Annotated in this window: 22 protein-coding genes and 3 tRNA genes; 7 read left to right on the top strand and 18 right to left on the bottom strand. The window is 38.5% G+C overall.

Annotated elements, in window-relative coordinates:
- Window positions 1–15: 15 nt before the first annotated feature.
- The 5 genes from H589_RS0114565 to xerD all read right to left on the bottom strand — a co-directional run bounded on the left by H589_RS0114565 (window position 16) and on the right by xerD (window position 5,956).
- A complete protein-coding gene (locus H589_RS0114565; RefSeq protein WP_027722710.1) occupies window positions 16–1,152 on the bottom strand; it encodes a tetratricopeptide repeat protein in 1,137 nt (378 codons plus the stop codon).
- A 23-nt stretch (window positions 1,153–1,175) separates the two neighbouring features.
- Window positions 1,176–1,541, bottom strand: a complete 366-nt coding sequence (locus H589_RS0114560; protein ID WP_027722709.1) for a LapA family protein — start codon at window positions 1,539–1,541, stop codon at window positions 1,176–1,178.
- 16 nt (window positions 1,542–1,557) lie between these two features.
- Complete coding sequence (locus H589_RS0114555; RefSeq protein WP_027722708.1) at window positions 1,558–2,049, bottom strand: HIT family protein; 492 nt, start codon at window positions 2,047–2,049, stop codon at window positions 1,558–1,560.
- Window positions 2,050–2,367: 318 nt separating this feature from the next.
- The gene (locus H589_RS19835) at window positions 2,368–5,031 is read right to left on the bottom strand and encodes a CBS domain-containing protein (RefSeq protein ID WP_035076121.1); all 2,664 of its coding nucleotides are present in this window, start codon (window positions 5,029–5,031) and stop codon (window positions 2,368–2,370) included.
- Window positions 5,032–5,041: 10 nt separating this feature from the next.
- On the bottom strand, window positions 5,042–5,956 hold the full coding sequence (gene xerD / locus H589_RS0114545; protein WP_027722707.1) for a site-specific tyrosine recombinase XerD: 915 nt from the start codon (window positions 5,954–5,956) through the stop codon (window positions 5,042–5,044).
- Window positions 5,957–6,072: 116 nt separating this feature from the next.
- Here xerD and H589_RS0114540 point away from each other — a divergent pair, with 116 nt between their 5' ends.
- The 5 genes from H589_RS0114540 to H589_RS0114520 all read left to right on the top strand — a co-directional run bounded on the left by H589_RS0114540 (window position 6,073) and on the right by H589_RS0114520 (window position 11,603).
- Window positions 6,073–7,239, top strand: coding sequence for an LL-diaminopimelate aminotransferase (locus H589_RS0114540; protein WP_027722706.1), 1,167 nt, complete (start codon window positions 6,073–6,075; stop codon window positions 7,237–7,239).
- Window positions 7,218–7,733: a 2-amino-4-hydroxy-6-hydroxymethyldihydropteridine diphosphokinase gene (folK, locus tag H589_RS0114535; protein ID WP_342664915.1), complete on the top strand. Its 516-nt coding sequence runs from the start codon at window positions 7,218–7,220 to the stop codon at window positions 7,731–7,733. Before H589_RS0114540 ends, folK begins: the two co-directional genes overlap by 22 nt.
- Window positions 7,734–7,967: 234 nt before the next feature.
- Window positions 7,968–8,234: a transcriptional regulator gene (locus H589_RS0114530; RefSeq protein ID WP_027722704.1), complete on the top strand. Its 267-nt coding sequence runs from the start codon at window positions 7,968–7,970 to the stop codon at window positions 8,232–8,234.
- A 73-nt stretch (window positions 8,235–8,307) separates the two neighbouring features.
- Window positions 8,308–8,868, top strand: a complete 561-nt coding sequence (locus tag H589_RS0114525) for a transaldolase family protein (protein WP_027722703.1) — start codon at window positions 8,308–8,310, stop codon at window positions 8,866–8,868.
- Window positions 8,869–9,515: 647 nt separating this feature from the next.
- Window positions 9,516–11,603, top strand: a complete 2,088-nt coding sequence (locus tag H589_RS0114520) for a tetratricopeptide repeat protein (RefSeq protein WP_027722702.1) — start codon at window positions 9,516–9,518, stop codon at window positions 11,601–11,603.
- Between the two features lie 53 nt (window positions 11,604–11,656).
- Here the strand turns inward: H589_RS0114520 and H589_RS19830 are convergent, their stop codons facing one another.
- The 3 genes from H589_RS19830 to gad all read right to left on the bottom strand — a co-directional run bounded on the left by H589_RS19830 (window position 11,657) and on the right by gad (window position 14,612).
- Complete coding sequence (locus H589_RS19830; protein ID WP_051249755.1) at window positions 11,657–12,913, bottom strand: M20 metallopeptidase family protein; 1,257 nt, start codon at window positions 12,911–12,913, stop codon at window positions 11,657–11,659.
- Window positions 12,914–12,933: 20 nt separating this feature from the next.
- On the bottom strand, window positions 12,934–13,125 hold the full coding sequence (locus H589_RS0114510) for a hypothetical protein (protein ID WP_027722701.1): 192 nt from the start codon (window positions 13,123–13,125) through the stop codon (window positions 12,934–12,936).
- Between the two features lie 86 nt (window positions 13,126–13,211).
- Window positions 13,212–14,612: a glutamate decarboxylase gene (gad, locus tag H589_RS0114505; RefSeq protein ID WP_027722700.1), complete on the bottom strand. Its 1,401-nt coding sequence runs from the start codon at window positions 14,610–14,612 to the stop codon at window positions 13,212–13,214.
- Window positions 14,613–14,813: 201 nt separating this feature from the next.
- Here gad and H589_RS0114500 point away from each other — a divergent pair, with 201 nt between their 5' ends.
- Window positions 14,814–16,190 (top strand): bacteriohemerythrin, encoded by a 1,377-nt coding sequence (locus tag H589_RS0114500; RefSeq protein ID WP_027722699.1) that lies wholly within the window; start codon window positions 14,814–14,816, stop codon window positions 16,188–16,190.
- Between the two features lie 58 nt (window positions 16,191–16,248).
- Here the strand turns inward: H589_RS0114500 and H589_RS20480 are convergent, their stop codons facing one another.
- The 9 genes from H589_RS20480 to rimI form a co-directional block, all read right to left on the bottom strand.
- Window positions 16,249–16,755: a thermonuclease family protein gene (locus tag H589_RS20480; protein WP_051249754.1), complete on the bottom strand. Its 507-nt coding sequence runs from the start codon at window positions 16,753–16,755 to the stop codon at window positions 16,249–16,251.
- Window positions 16,756–16,932: 177 nt separating this feature from the next.
- Window positions 16,933–17,019, bottom strand: a tRNA-Leu gene (locus tag H589_RS0114490).
- Between the two features lie 405 nt (window positions 17,020–17,424).
- Window positions 17,425–17,589, bottom strand: coding sequence for a hypothetical protein (locus H589_RS20810; protein WP_156891736.1), 165 nt, complete (start codon window positions 17,587–17,589; stop codon window positions 17,425–17,427).
- A 244-nt stretch (window positions 17,590–17,833) separates the two neighbouring features.
- Window positions 17,834–17,920: transfer RNA gene (locus tag H589_RS0114480), tRNA-Leu, on the bottom strand.
- Between the two features lie 133 nt (window positions 17,921–18,053).
- Window positions 18,054–18,140 (bottom strand) — tRNA-Leu (locus tag H589_RS0114475).
- 61 nt (window positions 18,141–18,201) lie between these two features.
- Window positions 18,202–18,573 carry a preprotein translocase subunit SecG gene (gene secG / locus H589_RS0114470; RefSeq protein WP_027722698.1) on the bottom strand — a complete coding sequence of 124 codons (372 nt, stop codon included), beginning with the start codon at window positions 18,571–18,573 and terminating at the stop codon, window positions 18,202–18,204.
- A 44-nt stretch (window positions 18,574–18,617) separates the two neighbouring features.
- Window positions 18,618–19,373, bottom strand: a complete 756-nt coding sequence (tpiA, locus tag H589_RS0114465; protein ID WP_027722697.1) for a triose-phosphate isomerase — start codon at window positions 19,371–19,373, stop codon at window positions 18,618–18,620.
- Window positions 19,370–20,563: a phosphoglycerate kinase gene (locus H589_RS0114460; RefSeq protein ID WP_027722696.1), complete on the bottom strand. Its 1,194-nt coding sequence runs from the start codon at window positions 20,561–20,563 to the stop codon at window positions 19,370–19,372. The genes tpiA and H589_RS0114460 overlap by 4 nt, the downstream gene beginning before the upstream one ends.
- 30 nt (window positions 20,564–20,593) lie before the next feature.
- Window positions 20,594–21,067 (bottom strand): ribosomal protein S18-alanine N-acetyltransferase, encoded by a 474-nt coding sequence (gene rimI, locus H589_RS0114455; RefSeq protein WP_027722695.1) that lies wholly within the window; start codon window positions 21,065–21,067, stop codon window positions 20,594–20,596.
- 131 nt (window positions 21,068–21,198) lie between these two features.
- Here rimI and H589_RS0114450 point away from each other — a divergent pair, with 131 nt between their 5' ends.
- Window positions 21,199–21,711 (top strand): NUDIX hydrolase, encoded by a 513-nt coding sequence (locus H589_RS0114450; RefSeq protein ID WP_027722694.1) that lies wholly within the window; start codon window positions 21,199–21,201, stop codon window positions 21,709–21,711.
- On the opposite strand, the gene H589_RS0114445 is transcribed toward H589_RS0114450, so the two are convergent.
- Window positions 21,704–22,489, bottom strand: a complete 786-nt coding sequence (locus H589_RS0114445) for an inositol monophosphatase family protein (protein ID WP_027722693.1) — start codon at window positions 22,487–22,489, stop codon at window positions 21,704–21,706. The genes H589_RS0114450 and H589_RS0114445 overlap by 8 nt on opposite strands.

The raw sequence follows: 22,489 nt of genomic DNA, 5'->3' as shown, positions 1-22,489 counted from the left end.
GATAAATTATGGGGATTACTGGTTCAGTTCTTTTCGGAACGTTATGGAATGCCAACTGCGACACCTAGGACAAATAAAAAATATTCTATCCCGCTTGAGTCCGCAACTGGAACAGGTGAATCTTTGTACTTTCCTTGCAATGTTGACAAAAAAATCTAGCTGGTTTTTGAAGGAGGCAGTTAATTGCTGCTGCCCCTGCGCTAGATTGAATAATTCAAGTCTTGCAAGCCAGAAGTTTTGATTCAGCATCAAAGTCTTTTCAAGCCAGACACTTGCATCATCCTGTTTAGAACAAAGTTGTAGTAACCTTGCTCCGTAATAATACATAATCACATCAGGGTCAGATTTATCTATTTCGTCAATCATGACCTCATAAAACGGCTGGTTACGCTCGATGTCCGGTTCGCCTTTATTAATAGGAGTATCTCCGAACACCAGAGATTCAGCAAGCAGTCCTTCAATAATGACAAACCGTAAATTAACAGGGACCTGTGAAAGAGCTGTATGAAATTTTTTAGTAAATTTATCTAGCGAGCCTTCTTTTTTCAGTCTGGTGAGAACCAAAAGCCAAGACTCGACAGAGTAAGGAGAAATTTTAAGAGCTTTTTTGAGCGTACGATTTGCCCTGGCTTCTTCGCCCGCGTTGAAATCATCTTCAGCTAAGCGAGACATGTAGTGCGCTTCCTGAACAGGTTGTCCCAGTTTGGAATAATAAAAGACTGCGTTTTCAAATTCACGGCTACTGGCAGATATCTCAGCCAGTTCTGTAAGTATTTCAGGAGAGTCACCGACTATTTCATGGGCTTTCTCCAATGCATTAACGGCACGGTCCAGAAAACCGCCACGGTTGAAATCACGGCCAAGTTCATAAAGAGCACGGGCTTTTGTTTCCGGCGCCAGACCAGGACGAACAATAAGGCTGTTTCTAATTTGAGCCGCACGCTCAATTTCTCCTTGAGAACGGTAAAGATTTCCCAGAGCTAAATAAATTTCAACAGCTTCAGGTATGTCTTTGACAACTTTACTGAGTTCATCAATGGCGGCACGAGTATCTGCAAGACCTGAATTTTCTCGACCATTGCAGGACGAATAAGACGGTGCCCGATTATCGGACACCGTCTTTTTCTTTTTGAATACGCTTAAAATAGACACGTATACTCCGTATTCATGCGTGGCTAAGCCTGATCTTCATTTTTTTCTTCAGCAGTTTCAGCTGTGGAGGGATAATTCCCCTCATCAAGGGGCATATTGCGAAGAGAATTAACTTCTTGTTCGAGATTAGCCATTCTGGTGCGGCATGTACGCAGCTGACCGGAAAGACGAATTTTATCACCCATGAAATAAAGAAGACACAGGAGAGCACCTGCTGCAAATGCAGTCAGGATCAACAAATAATACGGCAGAGACTGGCTTGTAAACTTTAACTGCAATAATTGAATTGACAGTACTACTTCCTTGGAAAGTTCAGGAGTATTCTGAACAAAAAATACCATAGAAAGGAAAAAAAGGATAACCAGAGCCAAAACCTTAAAGTAACGCATGAAACCCTCCTTAGTGTTACTTAGCGATAATGCTGTCAAATAACGGCTTGAGCCTTTTGTAAGTTGCAGACAAGTGATCAGGGATTACGTTAGTTTCTCCGAACACTGCCATGAATGATGCATCCCCGTTCCACCGTGGAACGAGTTGGAAATGGAGATGAGCGGCAATCCCAGCTCCAGCTGCTTCCCCTATATTCAAACCGACATTGATTCCTTGTGGATTACATGCCTTTTCAAGAATATCGCAGCTAATGGTTATATACTTCATGACCTCTGAAGCTTCAGCTTCTGTAAGATCAGTGAGTTTACTTACATGCCTGTATGGGGTTACCATTAAATGGCAGTTATTGTAAGGAAATTTATTCATGATTACAAAGCAATGTTCTGCTCTGTATAAAATAAGCCTTTCCTCATCCTCATCAGTATTTTCAGGTATGCAAAAAACACATTCATCCGGCTTGGGCCCAAGGATATAATCCATGCGCCACGGTGCCCATAATACATCCATAATGAAAATTACCTTTACAATATCTTCTTAAAGCAGTGAAGATATCTATTTATATGTAATATTAGACTAGATATCTGTGTAAATTTTATGCCTTAGTCAATCTTAATTCCAACTAATTAAATAATAGCTAATTTTCAACAACTAATATGATAATCAAGCTTATTAATTGGCAAGCAGTCAAATTCGCACAACTTTTCAGAATACTTTAAAAGTGTGCATGTTCTACACGGGTTACAGTCTAAGAGCAAGGAAAACCCTGTTTTAAATCAGTTTGATGTAATCTATAAAAGAGAACTGGGGGAACTATATATTCAGTAATCATTTTAAGTGCCCACTTATCTTGGATCTTAAAAATTCAATCTGCTCATCTTTTCCTTTGATTTCTCCATCAAGAAACGCAAGCTTAACCTGATTTAACAGTTTGGAATATCTAGGTCCGGGTTCTAATCCCAAATCTTTAATATCGTCACCTGTAACTTCAATTTTTTGTAATCTAAGTGTTGTAAGGTATTGTGAAATATATTTTTTAATCATTTCGCGTTTGGTTCGCGCCATGATGAAAAGAACTCCCTCAAGAGGGACAGGATGCAAAGTTTTATATATTTCGCTTGGTTTAAGCTCTTGCTTGATTTTCATAATATGTCCAGCTGCCCAGAAAATTGTATCTCGTAGGTGTACAAATTCCCGACGTTCACTTGGTGAAAAATTGAAGCGATCATATATTTGCTCCATTTTTGCTTTTGAAATCCCCATGCACATTCCTAGAAAATATGTTTTCCACGTTTCAATCGCCGGTTCAAGATAAAGAAGGCTATACCAGTTATGAATTTTTTCCAGTTCAGAAAGAACTTGAGTCCTTGATGAATTTAACACAAGCAGCGGATGAATTGCTTCAAGAACCCCAAGCTCATTCATACGTTCAATACTGGCCAAACTGGTTTTTTCACCGAGAATAAGTTTGAGCTCATGCATAAGCCTATAACCTGAAAGCTTATTAATAAGGTTAAGTTTCAAAGCGTTTTTGATAAGGCTATATGTTTGGCCTCCGATTTTAAAATCAAAACGTTGCTCAAAACGAATTGCACGCATAATTCTGGTGGGGTCTTCAACAAAGCTAAGCGCATGAAGAACTCTGATTGTTTTATCTTTGAGGTCTCGCTGAGAACCGAAAAAGTCTACAAGTTTGCCAAAACCTGAAGGGTTGATGTGTACAGCCAGAGCGTTGATGGTAAAATCACGGCGATAAAGATCCATTTTAATAGATGACAGTTCAACCGTTGGCAGGGCAGCAGGATATTCATAATATTCGAGACGGGCAGTGGCCACATCTACACGCTGTCCATCAGGTAGAATAACTACAGCTGTTTTAAATTTACGATGATATTTAGCCCTGCCATCTAATTTCTTTGCTAATTTTTTTGCAAATTCTATCCCGTCACTTTCTACTACAAGATCAAGATCAAAGTTGGTTTTGGTAAGCAGGACATCACGAACAAATCCGCCTACAACATATGCTTCGGTTCCGATTTCAGCAGCCATTTCTCCGGCAATTTCTAGGATGCTCAAAAGATTGTTGGGCAAACGGTTACGTAGAATATTTCTTATATTGCGTTCTTGCTTTTTCTCAGGAAATAATGATTCCGGAATACGAGCTGGATCTTCGACCAGCATATTGACAAGATCTGTTCTGGTTACAACGGCTACAACCTTATCATTATCTAAAACAGGTACCAGCCGTTGTTTTTGTCCTAATACAATTTCCATGACTCTATGCATGCCGGAATCAGTCTTGATAGATGAAAACGGGCGCTGCATATAAATTTCAACTTCAAAATCACCTAAATTATGGGAAAGGGCTTTGTCAGCTGTTTTTTGTTCAAGAATTCCAACAGCTCTCATATTTTCCATATTATCGACAACAGGCACACCTTTTAAGCTGTATTGCGTCATGCGCTCAACGGCTTTCTTAATGGTCATATTTCGCGGAATGGCCACGGGAGGTTTGGACATAATATTTTCAACACTAAGACGCGGGGTAACCTGAGAGTAGAGCAGGGTGAAAAGTTCATCACGGACTTCGGCAAGTGTACGGTCTTTAATAGTAGCAGACGCTGCGTAAACATGACCGCCACCTCCAAAATTTGTGCAGATTGCTCCTACATCAATATCCGGTGTACGTGAACGGGCAACCAGATGAATCCGATCATTCATTCTTCCAAGAGCAAAAAGTACCTTTATATTCTCAATATCCATAAATTTATGAACAAGAACAGAAAAATCACCTACGTAATCGGGAGTGCTGACTTCTGAAATAACAATTTCAAGATCATTAATAGAGTGCGTTGAAGCTCCCTCTAAAAGTCTGCCTAGCAGAGTTATCTGCTGTGCGTTTAAATCTCTATTGAGAAGGTCAGTGATTACATCCAGTTCCATGCCGTTTTTGAGCAGCCATTTCCCTGCTTCAAAGTCATGTTCAGTAGTTGAATTAAAATGAAATGAGCCTGTATCTTCATATAGCCCGAGGCCCAAAATAGTGGCTTCTTCCTGATTAATTTCAATTCCCTTTTTTATAATTTCATGAGAAATGATTGCAACGCTTGAACCCCAAGGCTTTTTTATAATAAATTCAGGATTCAGGTCGCACTCAGATTGCATATGGTGATCATAAATATGGATGCGCAAATCATGATTATCCAAAATGGAACTCACATGGACAATTCTCTTTTTTCTGGAAGTATCCACAACAACAAGGAGTTTAACTGAATCTTTATCAATATCTTTTAAATGTTTAAAATTAAAAAAATATGTTGCACTCTCCATATAAAAATTGCGTAAATTTTTTTCCTGACTTCCTGGGAAAATTAAAATTGCATCCGGATATAGTTTGCCGGCAGCAACAATGGCAGCTAAACAATCAAAATCTGCATTTACATGGCCGGTAATTATTGTTTCTGCTTTTATGAGTGGTTCATTTTTTGACATTATTAAAATCTCACATTAAAGAGCGGGGGTGAAAACGTTTATGAAGTTGGACTAATCTTCCAGCTTGAATATGTGTGTATATTTCAGTAGCATTAATGTCCGAATGACCAAGAAGCAGTTGAACAGTTCGTAAATCAGCACCGCCATCCAGCAAGTGGGTGGCAAATGAATGCCTAAAAGTGTGCGGGGATATTGACCTTTTTATACCTGCTTCAAGTGTAAATTTTTTAATCATTTTCCAGACCCCCTGCCTGGTCAATCCCTTCCCGGATCTGTTTAAGAAAACATTCTTAACCTTGGGATTAAATGCAGGACGCCAATCTTTAATGTATTGGTTTAAGAAATTTTGCGCCACATAGTGAATCGGTACCAGCCGTTCTTTAGAACCTTTACCGAAAATGACGAGTATTCCGGTCTGAGGGTCAAAATCCTCTATTTTTAGATCAACTAATTCGGATACTCTCATTCCTGCTGCATACAACAATTCAAGCATTGTCCGGTCTCTGAAACCTAATTTTTCAGTAAGACAGGGGAGTGAAAGTATACGGCTGACTTCTTCCGGTGAAAGGAATTCAGGAATTTTTCTGGGGAGTTTAGGGTTTTCTAACAACATTGCAGGGTTATCTTTAATAAAACCTCGTGCCGTACAGAAACCAAAAAATCCCCGTAAAGATGAAAGATGCCTAGCAAGAGAGGTTGATTTCAATGCTTTTGACCTCAAAAATGTGAGGTAAAGCAGTAAGGTCTGACTTGTGGTGTTCTCTATCTTCGCGGATCTTTCTTTCAGAAAGATTTGAAATGATTCCAGATCACTTAAATATCCGTTCAGACTGTTCTCTGAAAGTCCACGCTCAATGAGCAGATGCTCAAGGTAGCGGTCAACCCATTGATTTTTACTGGATGTTTTGTTCTCGTTCTCAGTCATATGATTTTCTTTACACGTATGACTGCAACTGCTCAAGCTGATTGACAGAGCAAACAAGCCCAATTAAACAGAATCAAAAGTAAATTAACCAAAAAAAACGACAGGAGTATATCCAAATGCCAGAATTTAAACTTGCTGACAGGCTTGCGACCCTTCCACCATACCTTTTTGCACAGATAGATAAACTTAAAGCAGAGGTTGCTGCTCAAGGTGTAGATATTATCAGTCTCGGTATTGGCGACCCTGACCTTCCTACTCCTGAATTCATTATTGAAGCTCTTTATAAAGCTGCGCAGAATCCTGTTAACCATCAGTACCCTTCGTATGTAGGTCTTCTCACATTCCGTCAGGCTGTTGCTGACTGGTATAAAGAAAGATTTAATGTTGAGCTTGATGCTAAAACTGAAGTTGTTTCCTTAATTGGGTCCAAAGAAGGTATTGCTCACTTTCCTCTTGCATTTGTTAACCCCGGAGACCTCGTACTTGTAGCATCTCCAAACTATCCTGTTTACCCTGTAGCCAGCAATTTCGCAGGCGGCGAAGTAGAATTTGTTCCCCTTCTTGAAGAAAACGATTTTCTGCCTGATTTATCTTTAATTGACGATGCAAAATGGGATAAAGCTAAAGTTATTTTTGTTAACTATCCTAATAATCCAACCTCCGCTGTTGCTACACCAGAGTTTTATGAAGAACTCATTGCGAAAGCTAAAAAACATAACGTTATTGTTGTTTCTGATGCGGCTTATACTGAAGTTTATTATGACGAAAACAAAAAACCTCTTTCCATTCTTGAAACTCCCGGCGCTAAAGATGTAGCCATTGAGTTTCATTCTTTATCCAAGACTTATAATATGACAGGATGGCGTTGTGGAATGGCTGTGGGTAATGCCTCACTCGTCGCAGGTCTTGGAAAAATAAAAGAAAATGTCGATTCAGGTATTTTTCAGGCTGTACAGGAAGCTGGAATTGTTGCACTAAAAGAAGGCGAGCCTTATGTTAAAGAATTCCGTAAAATCTACAAAGAACGCAGAGATTACGTTATAGAGGCTCTGGAGAAAATAAACATTTCCTGTAAGGTGCCTGAAGCATCCATCTTTGTATGGGCTAAAACTCCAAAGGGTTATACCTCTTCCGAGTTCGTTTCCAAGCTCCTCAAGGAAACCGGCGTTGTCGTTACCCCCGGAAATGGCTTCGGCGAATCCGGAGAAGGGTATTTCAGAATTTCACTGACGGTGGATACCGATAGACTCAAGGAGGCAGTATCACGGATTTCCCAACTATAAAGGTCTTTGTCAGCTTAGGATCAAACATCGGCGATACTGAAGATAATTTGAACCAGGCAGTTGCAAGACTGGAAAAATATGAAGGAATTGATCCTCAGGTGTGGTCTGAAACATATCAGACTGAACCACAAGGACTCAAAGAACAGGAATGGTTTGCTAATCAAGTAGTCATGTTTGCGGTCGACCCTGAACTTTGGGCTCCGCATGGCTTTCTATCCACACTTCAAGCTGTGGAAGGGCAAATGGACCGGGTTCGTGGAGTAAAGAACGGCCCCAGGACTATAGATCTTGACCTTATTCTTTTCGGAGACGAGGTTTTAGAAGGAGACGATTACTTAACAGTACCACATCCACGAGCTAAGGATAGAGCATTTGTGCTCCACCCCTTAGCTGAAATAGAACCGGATCTGGTGTTTCCTGACGGAACATCTATTTCCGATGCCTTGAAAGAAATTAATTATCGCGTTGAAGGCGATAAAATATATCAAGATTAACTAACAGACCGTACTGATACAGTGCGGTCTGTTTTTTTCAAATTTGAAGGTTAAACTATAGAACTTATTCTTTATGAACTGGTTTAAAAAACTTATTTATAACCCGCGCCAATTAATTGATATAAACTACTGTTTAGTTATTGCTGTTAGGAATATGAATAGTCTGAAAATTTGTTAGTATTTATATTCTGAACAAATAGGTGATATTTTAAAAAATATCTTCAAGAGGTGAAAATGTTAAAATTTATTATTATAGCAATTGCTGGCTTTGTTATGTGGAAACTTTTCTCGGGCGATCTTCAAAAGAAGCAAAAAGGTAACGAAAAACAGCAAGAGAAAAAAATTAAAGCTGGTGAAATGGTTAAGGACCCAATCTGTGGTACTTATGTAAGGAAGGATGGAGATATCAGAGTCAGAAACGGTGAAAAGGTGGAGTGTTTCTGTTCATTCGAATGTCGAGATAAATATATCAAACGTATAGAATCTGAAACAAACGATTAGCCTGAGTTTTAAAGGACTTTTTGACAAAAGTTCAGAATGGCTTTTCTTGAAAATTAGAGCAGGGGAGTACTGTTTGAAAATTTATCTTAAATCATGCTCACTTTTTGAAGTTAAAAATACGGTTGAGTACAATTTAATCAATGGAGTAAATTTAATTTCAGAGACAGAGGATGAACCCTGTATTGCAACTGATAATGATAAAACCTTAATATCTCAAACAGTGCGTGGTCCTGTTTTTATTTCAGTTTGTGGAAGATCATGTGAACAGATACTTAGCAACTCAAGACGTATTATAGAAATTGCCCCTAATGTTGTTCTAAAACTTAAAGTAGGCCTTGAAAGTATAAAGGCATGCTCAATTTTAAGTTCAAATGACGTTTCAATTTGTATGTGTGGGATTGAAAGCCTTACACAGGCTCTGATTTCAGCTCGGGCTGGTGCAGATTTTATCGGCATAACTGGCAACAATTTTTCTGAAAATAAAACGGAAAACATAGCAGAAACAATATCACTCATAAATAAGTATGAGTTCCAAACTGAAATAATTATAGACTATTCAGATCAACTGATAGAATCTGGGCCTGATGCAATTTTTATATCTCATCAAGATCTTATTGGGCAGCTAGATAAATAATCGTAAAGATTCTGTATAGAGATTTTTTAAAGCCTTGTAGCACTAATTTGCTACAAGGCTTTTCTTTTGAACAATTGGAAATATCATAAACGGCTTCTAAGCATTTTAAATTTAAAAGATGAGTAAATAGTTATCAGGCAAACAGGAAAGCATGTCTGGTGAACTTATAAAAGAACACGGATAATATCACGATATGAGTCATTAGGCTGAAGACAATATTTATAAAATAAGGTCGATCGCATTGTCTTTGCTGCAAATATAATCAAAATTTAGATAATACAGTACGACATCAAAGTATAATACTGTATTAATTGACTTTATATTTTTGTCTCATAATGTAAATTATGTAAACTTTACCGAAATAAAAACGGATTTTTCACTCTCAAACCAACTATAAATGTTTTTGATCGATAAGTTTAAATAAATTAAAATGTTAAATATTAGGATAATATGAATTATCTGTATTATGATGTTATGTACTGCTATAATATTTATGCCACTCAAAGTGTTTTTTACCTTAAATTTCACATCGACTTATTTTTCTAAATAATAGTTGCTATAAATTTGCCTCTTGCGAGGCTTTTCTTTATTGCTCTGAATAGAACTTTAAATATGGATTTAAACTCTGATTAAAGGATGAAAAGAAAATGAACTTGGATATAAAAAAGTATTTCATGTTTTTATTACTGCTTATAGCAATTACCTTTGCAGCTATGAATTCGAATGTTTATGCAGCTGATAAAAAATCGTCTGAATCTTATGAGGACTGGCTTGAAAAATATGGTGCTTGGGATATTCTAGAAAAGAATTATTCCAATAGTGATGAGTCCCCTGAATTGATATTAAAACGAGCTCAAACAGCCTTTAATTTGGGTCGTTATGAAGCTTGCCTTACTGCCTTGCAAGGTACTCCGGCTTTTGACAACAAAGAGCAGGAAATCAGTAGATTATGGCTTGGCGGACAGACTCAAAGAGCGCTTGGCTTTCCTGTAAAGGCAGTTATCTGGTTTAGTCAGGCTGCCCGCCTTATGGATCAAGAAAATATGGTTAATAAACTCAGGAATGAAACTAACCTTAAAAGAGTCTGGTTTGATGTCTGTCGTTCTATGTATTGGGGATACTTTGTAACTTCTGATTCAGCTCGTGAAGCTCGCAAGATAATGCTTGATCAATCTTTTACTCAAGCTGAAAAGGCCTGGCCTAAAACATATTTTATAGTTCACAGCAAGAATGATCTTGTTGTTCTTGAGCAAAATCAAGATCGCTTTCCTATTGAAAATAACTCAACTCTAATCACCACAGATGATCGTATGGCAATAGCGCAATCACTTGCAGCTTCTAGTCTTGGAGAATGGAAAAAGTCCTCCGGGAGACTTGAAGCGATTAGTAATTCAACAGTCCGTAGTTTCTGGACATCTATCAATAATTATATGGAGTCTGGTAATTACCCTGAATCAACAGGTGAATTAAGCAAGGAAAATCTTGTACATCCTTTAGCTTTCTTCGAAGCAGGAGTACTTGAGCCTGTTATCAACTCCCCTACTCTTTGGCAGCTTGCAGCTCCTTCATCAACTGCATGGAATGTGTTTCGCTCAAAACTGGTTGAAATGAAACCTGAAGAAGCTCTTGAAACAATTGATAGAGAAACAGGGTCACTGCTTCTTTCTACTGACCTTGTAAATGCTCTTCAAAATTACCGTCTGGCATTTGCAATTCTCAGCGGAGATAAAGTCCTGGCTGAAAAATCCTGGAAGAGGCTTGATCAGAACTCTTTGCCTATGAGCCTTAGAGTTGCTGCAGCCATACTCTTTAAACCGTCATTTTCGAAAGTTTTGAATAACAGCGATTATGGCAACAATGATCATTTATATATTATTTCTGGATTGTGTGAGGCTGCTGGAATTAAATATTTTCCCGAAATTAATACTCCTTTCTGGGAATCATGCTCTGGTTCCAAGTTAAATCAGAAAATTAATTTAAATCCATTGGACAGGCTTCTTGTTTATTCGGAATTATCTTCTGAAAGCCAGAAAAATATGTCTGAGGATATTGCCAGAAGAAGTGCATTCCTTTTTCCAAATTCAAAACTAGGTGCTGAAAGTTTGATATATTTAGCTGAAAAAGCAGCTAAAAATAGAAACTATAAACTTTCTGCTTTTTATTTAAAGAGAGTAAATCAGGAAAAATTTGGTTCTGAGATTAAACTTAAGTGGCTTGTTTCAGCGGTTGAATATGATCTTGCCGTTGGTAATGATGCTAAGGCTACAAAAGCTTATAATGAAATAATCAGTTTAGGTGGAACTCTTCCTGCGGAAAAAGAACTAAAACTTGCCCTGCTTATTCAGCAAAAAGGCGAACTCAAAAAAGCTCAAGCGATACTTGAGAGAATATGGAAAGGAAGAGATTCATTAAATAATGAACTCAAGGCTGAGATCTTATTTTGGATTGCCGAAGGTGAACATGCCATGGGTGATAAAGAAAAAGCTCTTAAGCATTATCTCGAACTTGCATGGAAATTCCCTAAACAAAATATTTGGGCTACTACAGCCATGTATCGTGCTTCGATGATATATGAGCATAAAGGACAATTCGAAACAGCTAAACGTTTTCTTAAAAGTGTAATCAAACAAGCGGATCGGAAAGCTCAGAAAGAAGCTGCCAAATCAAGGCTGGATGCCATTGATAATAAAATGGCTAAAGCTGGAGCAGGCAAGGACGTTGTATTTCCATTCTAGAAAAAACATATTATCTGTCAAAAAATCCCGCCATATTATTATGGCGGGATTTTTTATTTAGAAAGAAGTTGGATTGCCGTAGCAGTCATAGTTGTCGTTGCTGCCAATATAGTCGACTCAGGTGGGGGTAAGAATTTGCAATTGTGCAGACTTGGTGGATTAATCCCTTGAGTCACAAGTTTTTCCATATCGCTTATACTTGTTGCTCCTGTAAAAAATAGGCAGCTTGGTATTTCTTCAGGTAAAGCGGTCCTGTATATTGCAAAATCTTCGCTGCCCATCGCCATTTCGGTTTCGACAAAATTTTGAGAACCAAGTTCTGAACAAACAGCTTTTTTTACAGTTTCAGCCAGTAAAGAATCATTGATTGTCGCCGGCACTTCATTTTTTTCATCAAATTCAATTATTGGCAGTAAATTTTCAGGAATATTCATAGCAAGAGCTTCATATCGGCAGATTCGTTCGATGGATTCAAATATTTTATTGCGTCCTTCAGAATCAGCGAATCTGGTCGTGACCTCCATGACAACTTTATCCGGTATAATATTAGCGCGAATCCCACCATGAATAGATCCTACTGTAACGACGGCAGGATTAAGGGGATTGAATTCTCTACTTACAATTGTCTGCAAAGAATTAATGATGCGTGCTGCAAGAACAATAGGATCGCGACTTTCTTGCGGAAAAGCTCCATGCCCCCCTACTCCCTGTGCAATTATTTTAAGCTGAAATGTTCCAGCCATAATAGGACCTGAGCACACTGCAATTTTTCCAGATTCAATAGTCGGTGCGACATGTGTTGCCAGACAAAAATCAGGACGCCCGAACTTCTTAAAAAGTCCGTGGCTTATCATCTGTCTAGCTCCGGACATATCTTCTTCAGCTGGTTGACCTACGAAAATTATTCTGCCTGACCATTTATCTTTCAATGTAGAAAGGACTTTCGCAACACCAAGAAATGCGGTCATATGCATGTCATGGCCACAGGCGTGCATAACTCCAGTTTGATTTCCTGAAAGATCTAAAGTTCTAATGCAGCTTGCATAATCAGCCCCGGACTCTTCAGTTATAGGAAGTGCATCCATATCTGTACGAATCATAACAGTAGGACCGACCCCATTCTCTAAAAGTCCGACAACACCATATCCTCCAAAATTACGGCTAACCAGGATTCCATAACTTTCTAGCTGGTCAGCAATAATTTTTGAAGTTTTTTCTTCTTGGTTGGATAGTTCCGGATTAGCGTGAAGATGTTTATAAAGATCTACAAAAGAATCTAACTCATCTTGAATAATTTTTTTAAGCTTCATCTATTTTGACCTTTATCTGTTTATTCCTCTTTACTATTGCATCTGGCTGAAATTTCAGTCTGTGCCCTTTTTTTAGCATCATCTAAAATTGGATGCAGTAATCCTACAATATTTCGCACATCTAGGTTTTCAGCTTCTTTGGAACAAAGCAATATATCAAGAGCATCAAGCCCATGAAAAATATAATCGACGCTTTTTTTAATATCACCCATTATCAATCTCCTTTGAAAAAAATGTGGTCAAGTAGACAAATTGAACCTTATTGTCACTATTTATAGATGTCTATGAATAAATAAACCTAACATTGTTTCATTGTGGATTTGGTACTCTTTGATTTTTCAGGTTCATCTTTAAATTTTTCAAGAATTCTTTTTATATCTTCCATTAGTAAATGAGCTAAATCCATGCTCATGCCTTCTTTAACCACAATTCTTAGAACAGAGTCATTTTCACAATTTTCTGGCATAGTATAGGCGGGAACCAGCCAGCCTCTGTGACGTAACATTTCTGAAATTTTGAATACATCAAATTCAACTTTGATATCTCTTCGAATACGAAAAGTAATCAAAGGCATTTTAAGGTCAGAAATTAAACTTTGAAAGACACCTGTTTCTTCAAGTGAACCTTTAATAAACTCAGCTGTATCCATACATGATTGCATTATTCGCCTGTAACCATCACGGCCAAGGCGAATGAAATTATAATATTGAGCAACAATCTGATTGCCTGGACGTGAAAAATTAAGGGCAAAAGTTGGCATTTCTCCACCAAGGTAATTTACCCTGAAAACTAAATCCTCCGGAAGTTCTTCGGTACTGCGCCAGATAGCCCAGCCTACTCCAGGGTAAACAAGTCCAAACTTATGACCAGATACGTTTATAGACTTTACCAGTGGCAGACGAAAATCCCATTTTAAATCTGGAGTCAGGAACGGGGCAATAAATCCTCCACTTGCCGCATCAACGTGCAATGAAATTTCATAACCTGTTTCAGCATTCAATTTTTCCAAAGCATCATTGTATTCTTTGACAGGTTCAAATTCTCCAGTATGTGTAGTTCCGAGAATAGCCACAACCCCAATTGTATTTTCATCGCATGCTTTAATTACATCCTCAGTCTTCATACTGTAGCAACCATCTGATACAGGGATAAGGCGTGGCTCTACTTCCCAATATCGGCAAAATTTTTCCCAGCAAACCTGAACACTGCTACTTATTATCAAGTTGGGTTTATCAGCAGTTTTTCCTTTAGCTTTCATGCGGTCACGCCATCTCCATTTCAGAGCCATACCACAAAGCATTGCAGCTTCACTCGACCCCGTAGTTGAACAGCCGCAAGCTTGATCATCATCTGGTGCATTGTAAAGGTCGGACAAAATGTGTACACAGCGTTCTTCCAGTTCTGCTGTTTGCGGATACTCATCTTTATCAATCATATTTTTATCAAAAGTATCAGTCATAAGCTGACGCGCTTCATCCTCCATCCATGTTGTGACAAAAGTAGCTAGATTTAAACGAGAATTACCGTCCAGCATTAGTTCATCTTTGACCAGCGCGTACGCATGTCTGGGATCAATGCTCTGCTCTGGAAGTGAATATTTCGGAATTGGATTTTCCAAATCTCTTGATCCATAAACAGGCAGTATAAAATTTTTGCGGTCATCAGTATTTTTTTTCTTTTTTTTGACATTATGAAGCATGAGTTACCCCGCAGGATTGTAATTTATAAAATTAGGAATACATGTAGATGAATAACAAAATAGTTAAGCAATATCTATAGATATTAAAATCATGTACCATGATATTTTTATTAATTTACAGCGACACATTGATACGTTGATGCATTTTTTATAAACATTACTTACTTTTAAAATAATATACCTTTAAAAATCTTATTTTCTATGAAATCAAGTACAAAACAAAATATTCAGTTAATTGTAGCTTTTCTTATGGTTTTGATTAGCGGTACCGGAGGCTATCTCCTGTTGGAAAAAGGATGGACGGTCCTTGATGCATTATACATGACCGTCATAACCATAACAACAATAGGATTCGGTGAAATACATGATTTATCTTCGAACGGGCGATTTTTTACAATACTGCTTATATTTGCAGGACTTGGACTGGCAGCTGTTTTCTTAACACAGATAACCAAAGTAATAGTACAATCTGGTATTAAAAATTTATATGAGAAAAGAAAGATGAATGACAAAATAAATAAATTAAAAAAACATACAATTGTATGCGGTTATGGAAATATTGGTCGAGCTATTTCTCTCAAGCTTTTTGAATTAGGACTTGATTTTGTCGTCATTGATATAGATGAAGAGAAACTTGCTGAAGCTGAGCAACGCGGATACCTGATTCTGCACGGAGATCCTGCTGTTGACGGAGTTTTACTTTCAGCAGGAATTCGCAGATCAAACTTTATTGTTTTATGTATTAATGACGATGCTACCAACATTAATATATCCCTTGCTGCCCGTGAGCTGAATTCAGATATATTTGTTGTGGCAAGAGGTTCAGATCCTGCCATTGAATATCGTATGTTGCGAGCTGGAGCCAATACGGTAGTTTACCCTCTTTCACTTGGAGGTGAACAGATTGCACATATCCTCGCACGGCATGCCGGAGTATCTGACAAAAATGATAAGGTAGATGCTGTGCATGAGGTTATGGGCTATAGTCTTAGGATATTTCCGCACTATGATGAGAATCCTCTCAAGGTCTCGGACGCAATACAACGGACTCAAGCATTAAATGCTTTAGTATTGCATCGCCAAGATGGTACCGATATTGAAAATCCAAATGGAGAACTCAAAATTGTACATGGTGATTCAGTTCTAATGCTGGTTCGAAACTCTGATCCCGCATGTAAATTACAAAGTAAAATTAAATGGTCTAATGATTTACTATTAGGAATTCCATCAATAGATGCTGAGCATAGAGTGTTGGTGAGATATGCTGAAGATTTCCAAACAGCTTTACAGGAAGGCCAGGGACATGAAGCTATTTCTCGATTATTTGATAGATTACTTGAATATACTACCAGTCATTTTGCCCGAGAAGAGGCATTCATGCAAAAACGAGAATATCCTGATATTGAAATTCATATGAAGGAACATAGAAGGATAACTCGGGAAGTGATGGAGCTTAACAGAGATAAAAGATACATTTTCCCCGATAGCGTTGATTCTTTTTTACAAGATTGGATTATTAATCATATCAATAATACAGATAGAAAATATGTAAAATACTTAGCTGCTAAAAATAATTGAATTTAAATCCTATTAAAAATAGCCGCCCTGATTATTGGCGGCTATTTTTAATTAGTTATTATCTCGCAGTAGTATGCCTTAGTCGTCTTTGTTTTCTGAATTCTGCTGGAGTCATTTTTAATCCCCCTTTTTTCCAAATACCTAGCTGTTCTTGTTTAGCCAACTCTTCTCCCTGCTTTATTTCAGAGTAGTACATATTTGTCTCAGGATAGTATGCAGCTATGCAGTATCCACGTCGAACAAGTTCATAATTTAGCATTTCATTTTTTCGCCAGACATAACCCAACACACGTTTATATCTATCCTGTGTTCGGTTATCATATTCAATATAGGCTTTACCTTTGCGAAGCCAATGATCTGTAAATACACGGGCCTCTTGTCCATACTCCTGTTTATACTCAGGACAATCCACAGATATGAGTCGTACATCTATATCAAGTCCGCGTAACATAACAGAAAATGAATCACCATCTTTAGGTCGCAAGTATTGAAATTGCTCAGCATTCACGCGCATCGGAATTGATATGAGGAGAGTAAGCATTAAGCAAGTAAGAATATTAATCATTTCATAGCCTATGTTTATACACGTAAATATGTTTTATATTCTAAAAAACATTCTTTATACATATAAAACTATTTTATATTGATCAACAACTATAAAACCATATAAAATATAAGCTAATATATATAGTAAGCGCAAAAAAAGGGTTAAAGCTTTTACTTTAACCCTTTCTAAGTTTCATGGTGCCGAGGGGGGGATTCGAACCCCCACGGAATCTCTTCCACTGCCCCCTCAAGACAGCGTGTCTACCAGTTCCACCACCTCGGCATGAGGTGAACGTTTCGTTCCTGAGAACGTCTCGTTGAAGAAGTTTCTACAGAGCTTCGCGCGTGTTGGCAAGATGTTTTTTAAAATAATTCAAAATAAAATTTAGACTATTTTTATTAATAAAATCAAGCGTCAAGAAAACTCATTAGAGAGCACTTTTCATTATTGATTAACTTTATCATAAGTGGAGTCAGCAACGACCAGCCATACGTGCCCCAAAAGTGGGGGGAATCATGAAACTTGGTTACTATCTGCAAATTATAAACGGAAGATACTGATTTAGTTATTACTGTGGGTAATGATATTCAATTTTGAAATTAACTGACTGGCAATAAAGATCACATAGACAGTTTCACCTGAAAGAAGAGGTAATAAACGTTTTAGCATTCCCAAGAGCGGCAAACGTCAAAAATCATCTTCAGTAGCATCAATTTCTATACAGGATATTTCAGCATCTTCTACACTTTCGACCAACTCGCGGTTATTTTCAATGACAACAACCGCCCTGCTTCGTCTAGAAATCTCTTTAGTTACAATTTCATCTGAAGATCTTGAGAATTGACATTTCATGACTCTAAAGAACGAAATAGCAATATTTATCTCAAAACAATGCTTTAGAACGCAGAAATAAATTTTACTACCAAGCCTCCATAATTATAGTAAAACTTGATTGTAGGCGCTGTTTAAGAGTTATACTTTTATGTAGTATAAATAACAATACTTCTAACGTATACGCAAACCTAAATCATATTCTCTTACTTTATAGAAAAACAAAAAAGGTTGAAGCTTTCGCTTCAACCTTTTCTAAGTTGCATGGTGCCGAGGGGGGGATTCGAACCCCCACGGAATCTCTTCCACTGCCCCCTCAAGACAGCGTGTCTACCAGTTCCACCACCTCGGCTGAGGTATCTTGTTTAAAGATCGTTTCGCTGAGGAATTAACTAGCGATATTTAAACTAATTTGCAAGTGTTTTTTGCAAATAATTGCTCATAATATTTAGGTTTATTCTTTCGAAAGCACCTTCTTTTTCAGATGGTGCCGAGGGGGGGACTCGAACCCCCACGGAATTTCTTCCACTGCCCCCTCAAGACAGCGTGTCTACCAATTCCACCACCTCGGCTCTGAAATATGAGCTATATTTTAAAGAACTTAATAAAAGTCTTTAAAGCTTTTTTAAAAACCTATTTGGTTTCTTTTTTCTCTGGAGCGACTGCTTTTGTTTCTTCCTTTTTAGGAGCAACAACAGGCTCTTCAAAAGTAACCGCAGGCTTTTCAACTTCGGGAGTGATAATAGTATCGCCTTCCAGCATCACAGAATCATCTGCAATTTTATTACCGGAAAGAACATTGTAGCTGAGAGAAGTTACCAAAAAGACCGCTGCAAGAAATGCTGTGATCTTAGCAAGAACTCCACCTGCTCCGGTGCTACCGAAAACAGAACCACTTCCTCCGCCGAAGATTACGCCCATATCTTCCTTACCGCTCTGTAAAAGAACGAAGATGATCAGAAAGACGCAGGCGATAATGTGTACAGTAATTACGAGCGTTTGCAAAGCTTTTTTTTCCTTTTTTTTTCACCAGGATTAAGGCGTGATTTTTAGGCCAGCGCAATCTGACTGAAACTTTCGCCGTCCAAGCTCGCGCCTCCTACCAATACACCGTCTACATTGTCAAGCGCAATTATCTGAGCACAATTGCCAGGCTTGACACTCCCACCGTATAAGATGCGCATTTCATTGAATTTTTCAGGAAAAATATTTTTTAGTTTTTTTCTAACAAATCCATGCGCTTCGATTATTTCGTCTTCTCCTGCAACTTCACCAGTCCCGATTGCCCATACAGGTTCATAGGCAATAACAACTGATTCTGGAGCAAAGTCAGCAGGAACATCTTTTAAGCCAGCCTCTAGCTGCTCGTCAATAACCTTCTGCACTTCTCCGGCTTTTCTTTGCTCAATGGTTTCACCAATGCATAAAATCATGGCAAGACCGTTTTTAAGACCGAAAGCAACTTTTTCACCAACAAACTCACTTGTTTCGCCGATAATAGATCTGCGTTCAGAGTGTCCAGCAAGAGCGTAAGTACACCCCACGTCTTTAAGCATCGCCGGTGAAATTTCACCGGTGTACGCACCTTCTTCAGCAGGATAGAGATTTTCAGCACTAAGCGAACATCTTGCTTGTCCGGCAAGAGCAGCACCTACTGATTCAAGTGCTGTATAAGGTGCAGCAATGACAACTTCACGATCTTCAGGAAGTTTGCCGGCAATTCTATTAATTAAATCTTCAGCAGTAGCTTTTGCTTCTGCTCTGTTTTTATACATTTTCCAGTTAGCAGCCATTAATTTTTTCATTTGTCTATATTCTCCTTCAAAGCTTTAAATGCAGGAAGTTCTTTGCCTTCGAGAAATTCGAGAAAAGATCCACCACCAGTAGAAATAAAACTGAACTTATCAGCCAGTCCGGCCTGATGTACAACAGCATCAGTATCACCGCCGCCAACAATTGTGGTGCCGTCAGAGTCAGCCATTGCTTTACAAACTTTCAAAGATCCTTCAGCAAAAGCAGGTTGCTCAAAAAGCCCCATAGGACCGTTCCATACTATAGTCTTTGCTTCTTTGATGACGTCACAGAATTTCTGAGCGCTTACTGGGCCAATATCAAGCAACATACCATCTGTGGGGACATTGTCTGCATCACAGATTCCACCGGCATTCTCAATATCTTTGCCCCAGATAAAATCTACAGGCAGGTGCAGTGTTGTGCCTGATCCTTCTGCTTTAGTAATTATTTTTTTAGCAGTATCTACAAGGCTTGCCTCTACAAGAGATTTACCAACATCTTTTCCTTGAGCAAGCAGGAAGGTGTTGGCCATAGCGCCACCGATAATAAAATGATCTACTTTACCGATAAGGTTGTTGAGTATACCGAGTTTACTGGAAACTTTAGCTCCTCCAGACACAGCAATGTAAGGTCTTTTAGGATTCTTTAAAGCTTCGCCAAGATATTCCCACTCAAGTTTAAGCAGAAATCCTGCGCAACACTGTTTTGCTGCGTAAGGAACATCAACAACCGATGCGTTAGGTCTGTGAGCAACGCCAAAGGCATCATTAACATATATATCTGCCAGAGCGGCGAGCTTCGCACCGAAGTCACCTCTTTCTTCAACAGTTTTTGCCTGTTCTTCTGCATGAAAACGCAAGTTTTCAAGCATCATCACTTGACCTGCCTTAAGTCCGGCAGCCATCTTTTCTACTTCGGCTCCGATACAATCTGGAGCAAGAGTTACTTCCATGTCGAGGTATTCACCAAGACGTTTGGCAACAGGTTTAAGACTTAATTCTTCAACCCTTTTTCCTTTAGGCTTACCAAGGTGTGCCATTACGATAATTGCGGCGCCCTGCTCAAGAGCATAGCGGATGGTGGGCACTGCGGCTTTAATGCGGTTATCGTCGGTAATAGTTTCACCGTCCAGTGGGACGTTGAAATCAACTCTCATCAGCAGTTTTTTACCTGCAATGTCAAGTTGGTCAATGAAGCGCATAATCACTCCGTTTTTTTAGCTGTTTAGTGTTTAAAAGCCGTCAAAATCCAAATCGTAAAGGTGGGCATCTTCCCTGGTATCGGGGTAATATTTTTTTCTGACCCCGACTTTTTTGAAGCCCAGACTTTCATAAAGACTGATAGCAGGATGATTTGTTTCCTTCACATCCAGCAATCCTCTTTTAATCTCCATTTGCCGACACTTATGCATAAGATTCAGCATAAGCGCCCTTCCAATACCCCTTCGCCTGAAATCCGGGTGTACTCCCAGATTCAGAACCTCCATTTCCTTCAATACCAATGAATAAGCCAGGTACCCGACAAGAAAACCATTTTCAACATATCCAAGTACATAAAAAGCTTTCTTTTCAAGCCCCAGCCGGAACTGCTCTTCACTCCAATGGTATTCAAAACAGGATGATTCAAGTTCCCTGAGCTGAGAAATAAACTCGCAGCCCAGTTCAAATATTTTGTCATCACCAAGGGTGACTTCTATGCATTTCATAATTAGAGTATCTTCCAGTAAACATGGGTAGAAGGCGAAGTTAACAGCCAAGGTCAACTTAATTCTTTTACACGCAATTTTTGCGAATTGAAAGAACAGCAATTATATAAAACTCGACTGATTGAATAAAAATGAAAAAAAATATTAACAACATTGAAGTGGTGGATAAAGAGAACCGCCCTATCGGTACTATGCCACAAGCTGAAGTCCATCGGCAATCACTTCGCCATCGCTCAGTGGTCATATTAATATATGATAGTGAGGGAAAGCTTTATTTACAAAAAAGAAATGCAGCCAAAAAACTATACGCGGGGCGTTGGAGCATTTCTGCCAGTGGGCATGTTTTTGCCGGAGAATCATGCGAGTCAGCCGCATTACGACAACTCGAATTTGAATTAGGCATAAAAAGTGGACACTTACAGCTTATTCGAAAAATTCAGGCATCTTCTGAAACTGGATATGAATTTATAACTGTCTATGCACTTGAGAAAACAAACACTGTACCTTCACCCAATCCTGATGCAGTTGAATCAGGATATTTTTATACTGACAGTGAACTTGAATGGCTTATAAAAGAATACCGGGAACTTCTTACTCCCACACTTGTCTTTTTACATGATGAGAACGTTTTATTCGTTAAATAGAATTAACTGCATCTATAAGAATATTACCAAGTAAGTCGTGCATTCTACCATTGGTAGCCAGAATATTTTTTGAAAATAGATCGTAATTACCTTTGCCATATTCTGTTACCGTACCACCTGCCTCCTCCACTAAAAGCCAGCCAGCAGCAGTATCCCATGGCTTAAGACTGTTCTCGTAATATCCATCATATCGACCGCAAGCCAGATAAGCTAAATCAAGAGCAGCAGCTCCGGGACGACGAACGCCCTGCGTTTGTAATAAAACCTTACCCAAAGCAGATAAAATAAATTCTGTATGTTCTTCAATCGCATAAGGAAACCCAGTAGCAATGAGAGAATTTTCCAGTTTATCACAATCAGAAACGTGAATCGGCTGCCCATTCATAAACGCACCTTCGCCTCTGAGTGCAGTAAAAACTTCATTAAGAATAGGCAAGTTTACAATTCCAAGAACAACCTGATCATTTTCCCATAGGGCTACAGATGTTGCCACCATTGGCAGCCCGTGTGCAAAATTTGTAGTTCCGTCTAAAGGATCAATAATCCATGTTCGATTAACAAGATCAGCATCTCCGGAAGTCTCTTCTGCAAGAAAAGATGAATCTGGTAATATTTTTGAAAGTTCTTCTTTAAGAAATTGTTCTACAGCTAAATCTGTTTCAGTAACGAGATCGATACGCCCTTTGTGCTGAATATCTTTAGGCTTATGTGAATTTTCTTTTATTATTTTACCAGCTTCTGTGACGATTGCGGTCGCTTTTGTTAACAAATTTTTCAT

This window comes from Maridesulfovibrio zosterae DSM 11974 (assembly GCF_000425265.1).
GTDB lineage: Bacteria > Desulfobacterota > Desulfovibrionia > Desulfovibrionales > Desulfovibrionaceae > Maridesulfovibrio > Maridesulfovibrio zosterae.
This window is presented reverse-complemented; position numbering and strand designations above follow the sequence as displayed.

Coding starts and splice junctions, on each gene's coding strand:
- H589_RS0114560 (WP_027722709.1), bottom strand. CDS start 1,541: ATGCGTTACTTTAAGGTTTTGGCTCTGGTTATCCTTTTTTTCCTTTCT.
- H589_RS0114555 (WP_027722708.1), bottom strand. CDS start 2,049: ATGGATGTATTATGGGCACCGTGGCGCATGGATTATATCCTTGGGCCC.
- H589_RS19835 (WP_035076121.1), bottom strand. CDS start 5,031: ATGTCAAAAAATGAACCACTCATAAAAGCAGAAACAATAATTACCGGC.
- xerD (WP_027722707.1), bottom strand. CDS start 5,956: ATGACTGAGAACGAGAACAAAACATCCAGTAAAAATCAATGGGTTGAC.
- H589_RS0114540 (WP_027722706.1), top strand. CDS start 6,073: ATGCCAGAATTTAAACTTGCTGACAGGCTTGCGACCCTTCCACCATAC.
- H589_RS0114530 (WP_027722704.1), top strand. CDS start 7,968: ATGTTAAAATTTATTATTATAGCAATTGCTGGCTTTGTTATGTGGAAA.
- H589_RS0114520 (WP_027722702.1), top strand. CDS start 9,516: ATGAACTTGGATATAAAAAAGTATTTCATGTTTTTATTACTGCTTATA.
- H589_RS19830 (WP_051249755.1), bottom strand. CDS start 12,913: ATGAAGCTTAAAAAAATTATTCAAGATGAGTTAGATTCTTTTGTAGAT.
- H589_RS0114510 (WP_027722701.1), bottom strand. CDS start 13,125: ATGGGTGATATTAAAAAAAGCGTCGATTATATTTTTCATGGGCTTGAT.
- gad (WP_027722700.1), bottom strand. CDS start 14,612: ATGCTTCATAATGTCAAAAAAAAGAAAAAAAATACTGATGACCGCAAA.
- H589_RS0114500 (WP_027722699.1), top strand. CDS start 14,814: ATGAAATCAAGTACAAAACAAAATATTCAGTTAATTGTAGCTTTTCTT.
- H589_RS20480 (WP_051249754.1), bottom strand. CDS start 16,755: ATGATTAATATTCTTACTTGCTTAATGCTTACTCTCCTCATATCAATT.
- H589_RS20810 (WP_156891736.1), bottom strand. CDS start 17,589: ATGAAATGTCAATTCTCAAGATCTTCAGATGAAATTGTAACTAAAGAG.
- tpiA (WP_027722697.1), bottom strand. CDS start 19,373: ATGAAAAAATTAATGGCTGCTAACTGGAAAATGTATAAAAACAGAGCA.
- H589_RS0114460 (WP_027722696.1), bottom strand. CDS start 20,563: ATGCGCTTCATTGACCAACTTGACATTGCAGGTAAAAAACTGCTGATG.
- rimI (WP_027722695.1), bottom strand. CDS start 21,067: ATGAAATGCATAGAAGTCACCCTTGGTGATGACAAAATATTTGAACTG.
- H589_RS0114450 (WP_027722694.1), top strand. CDS start 21,199: ATGAAAAAAAATATTAACAACATTGAAGTGGTGGATAAAGAGAACCGC.
- H589_RS0114445 (WP_027722693.1), bottom strand. CDS start 22,489: ATGAAAAATTTGTTAACAAAAGCGACCGCAATCGTCACAGAAGCTGGT.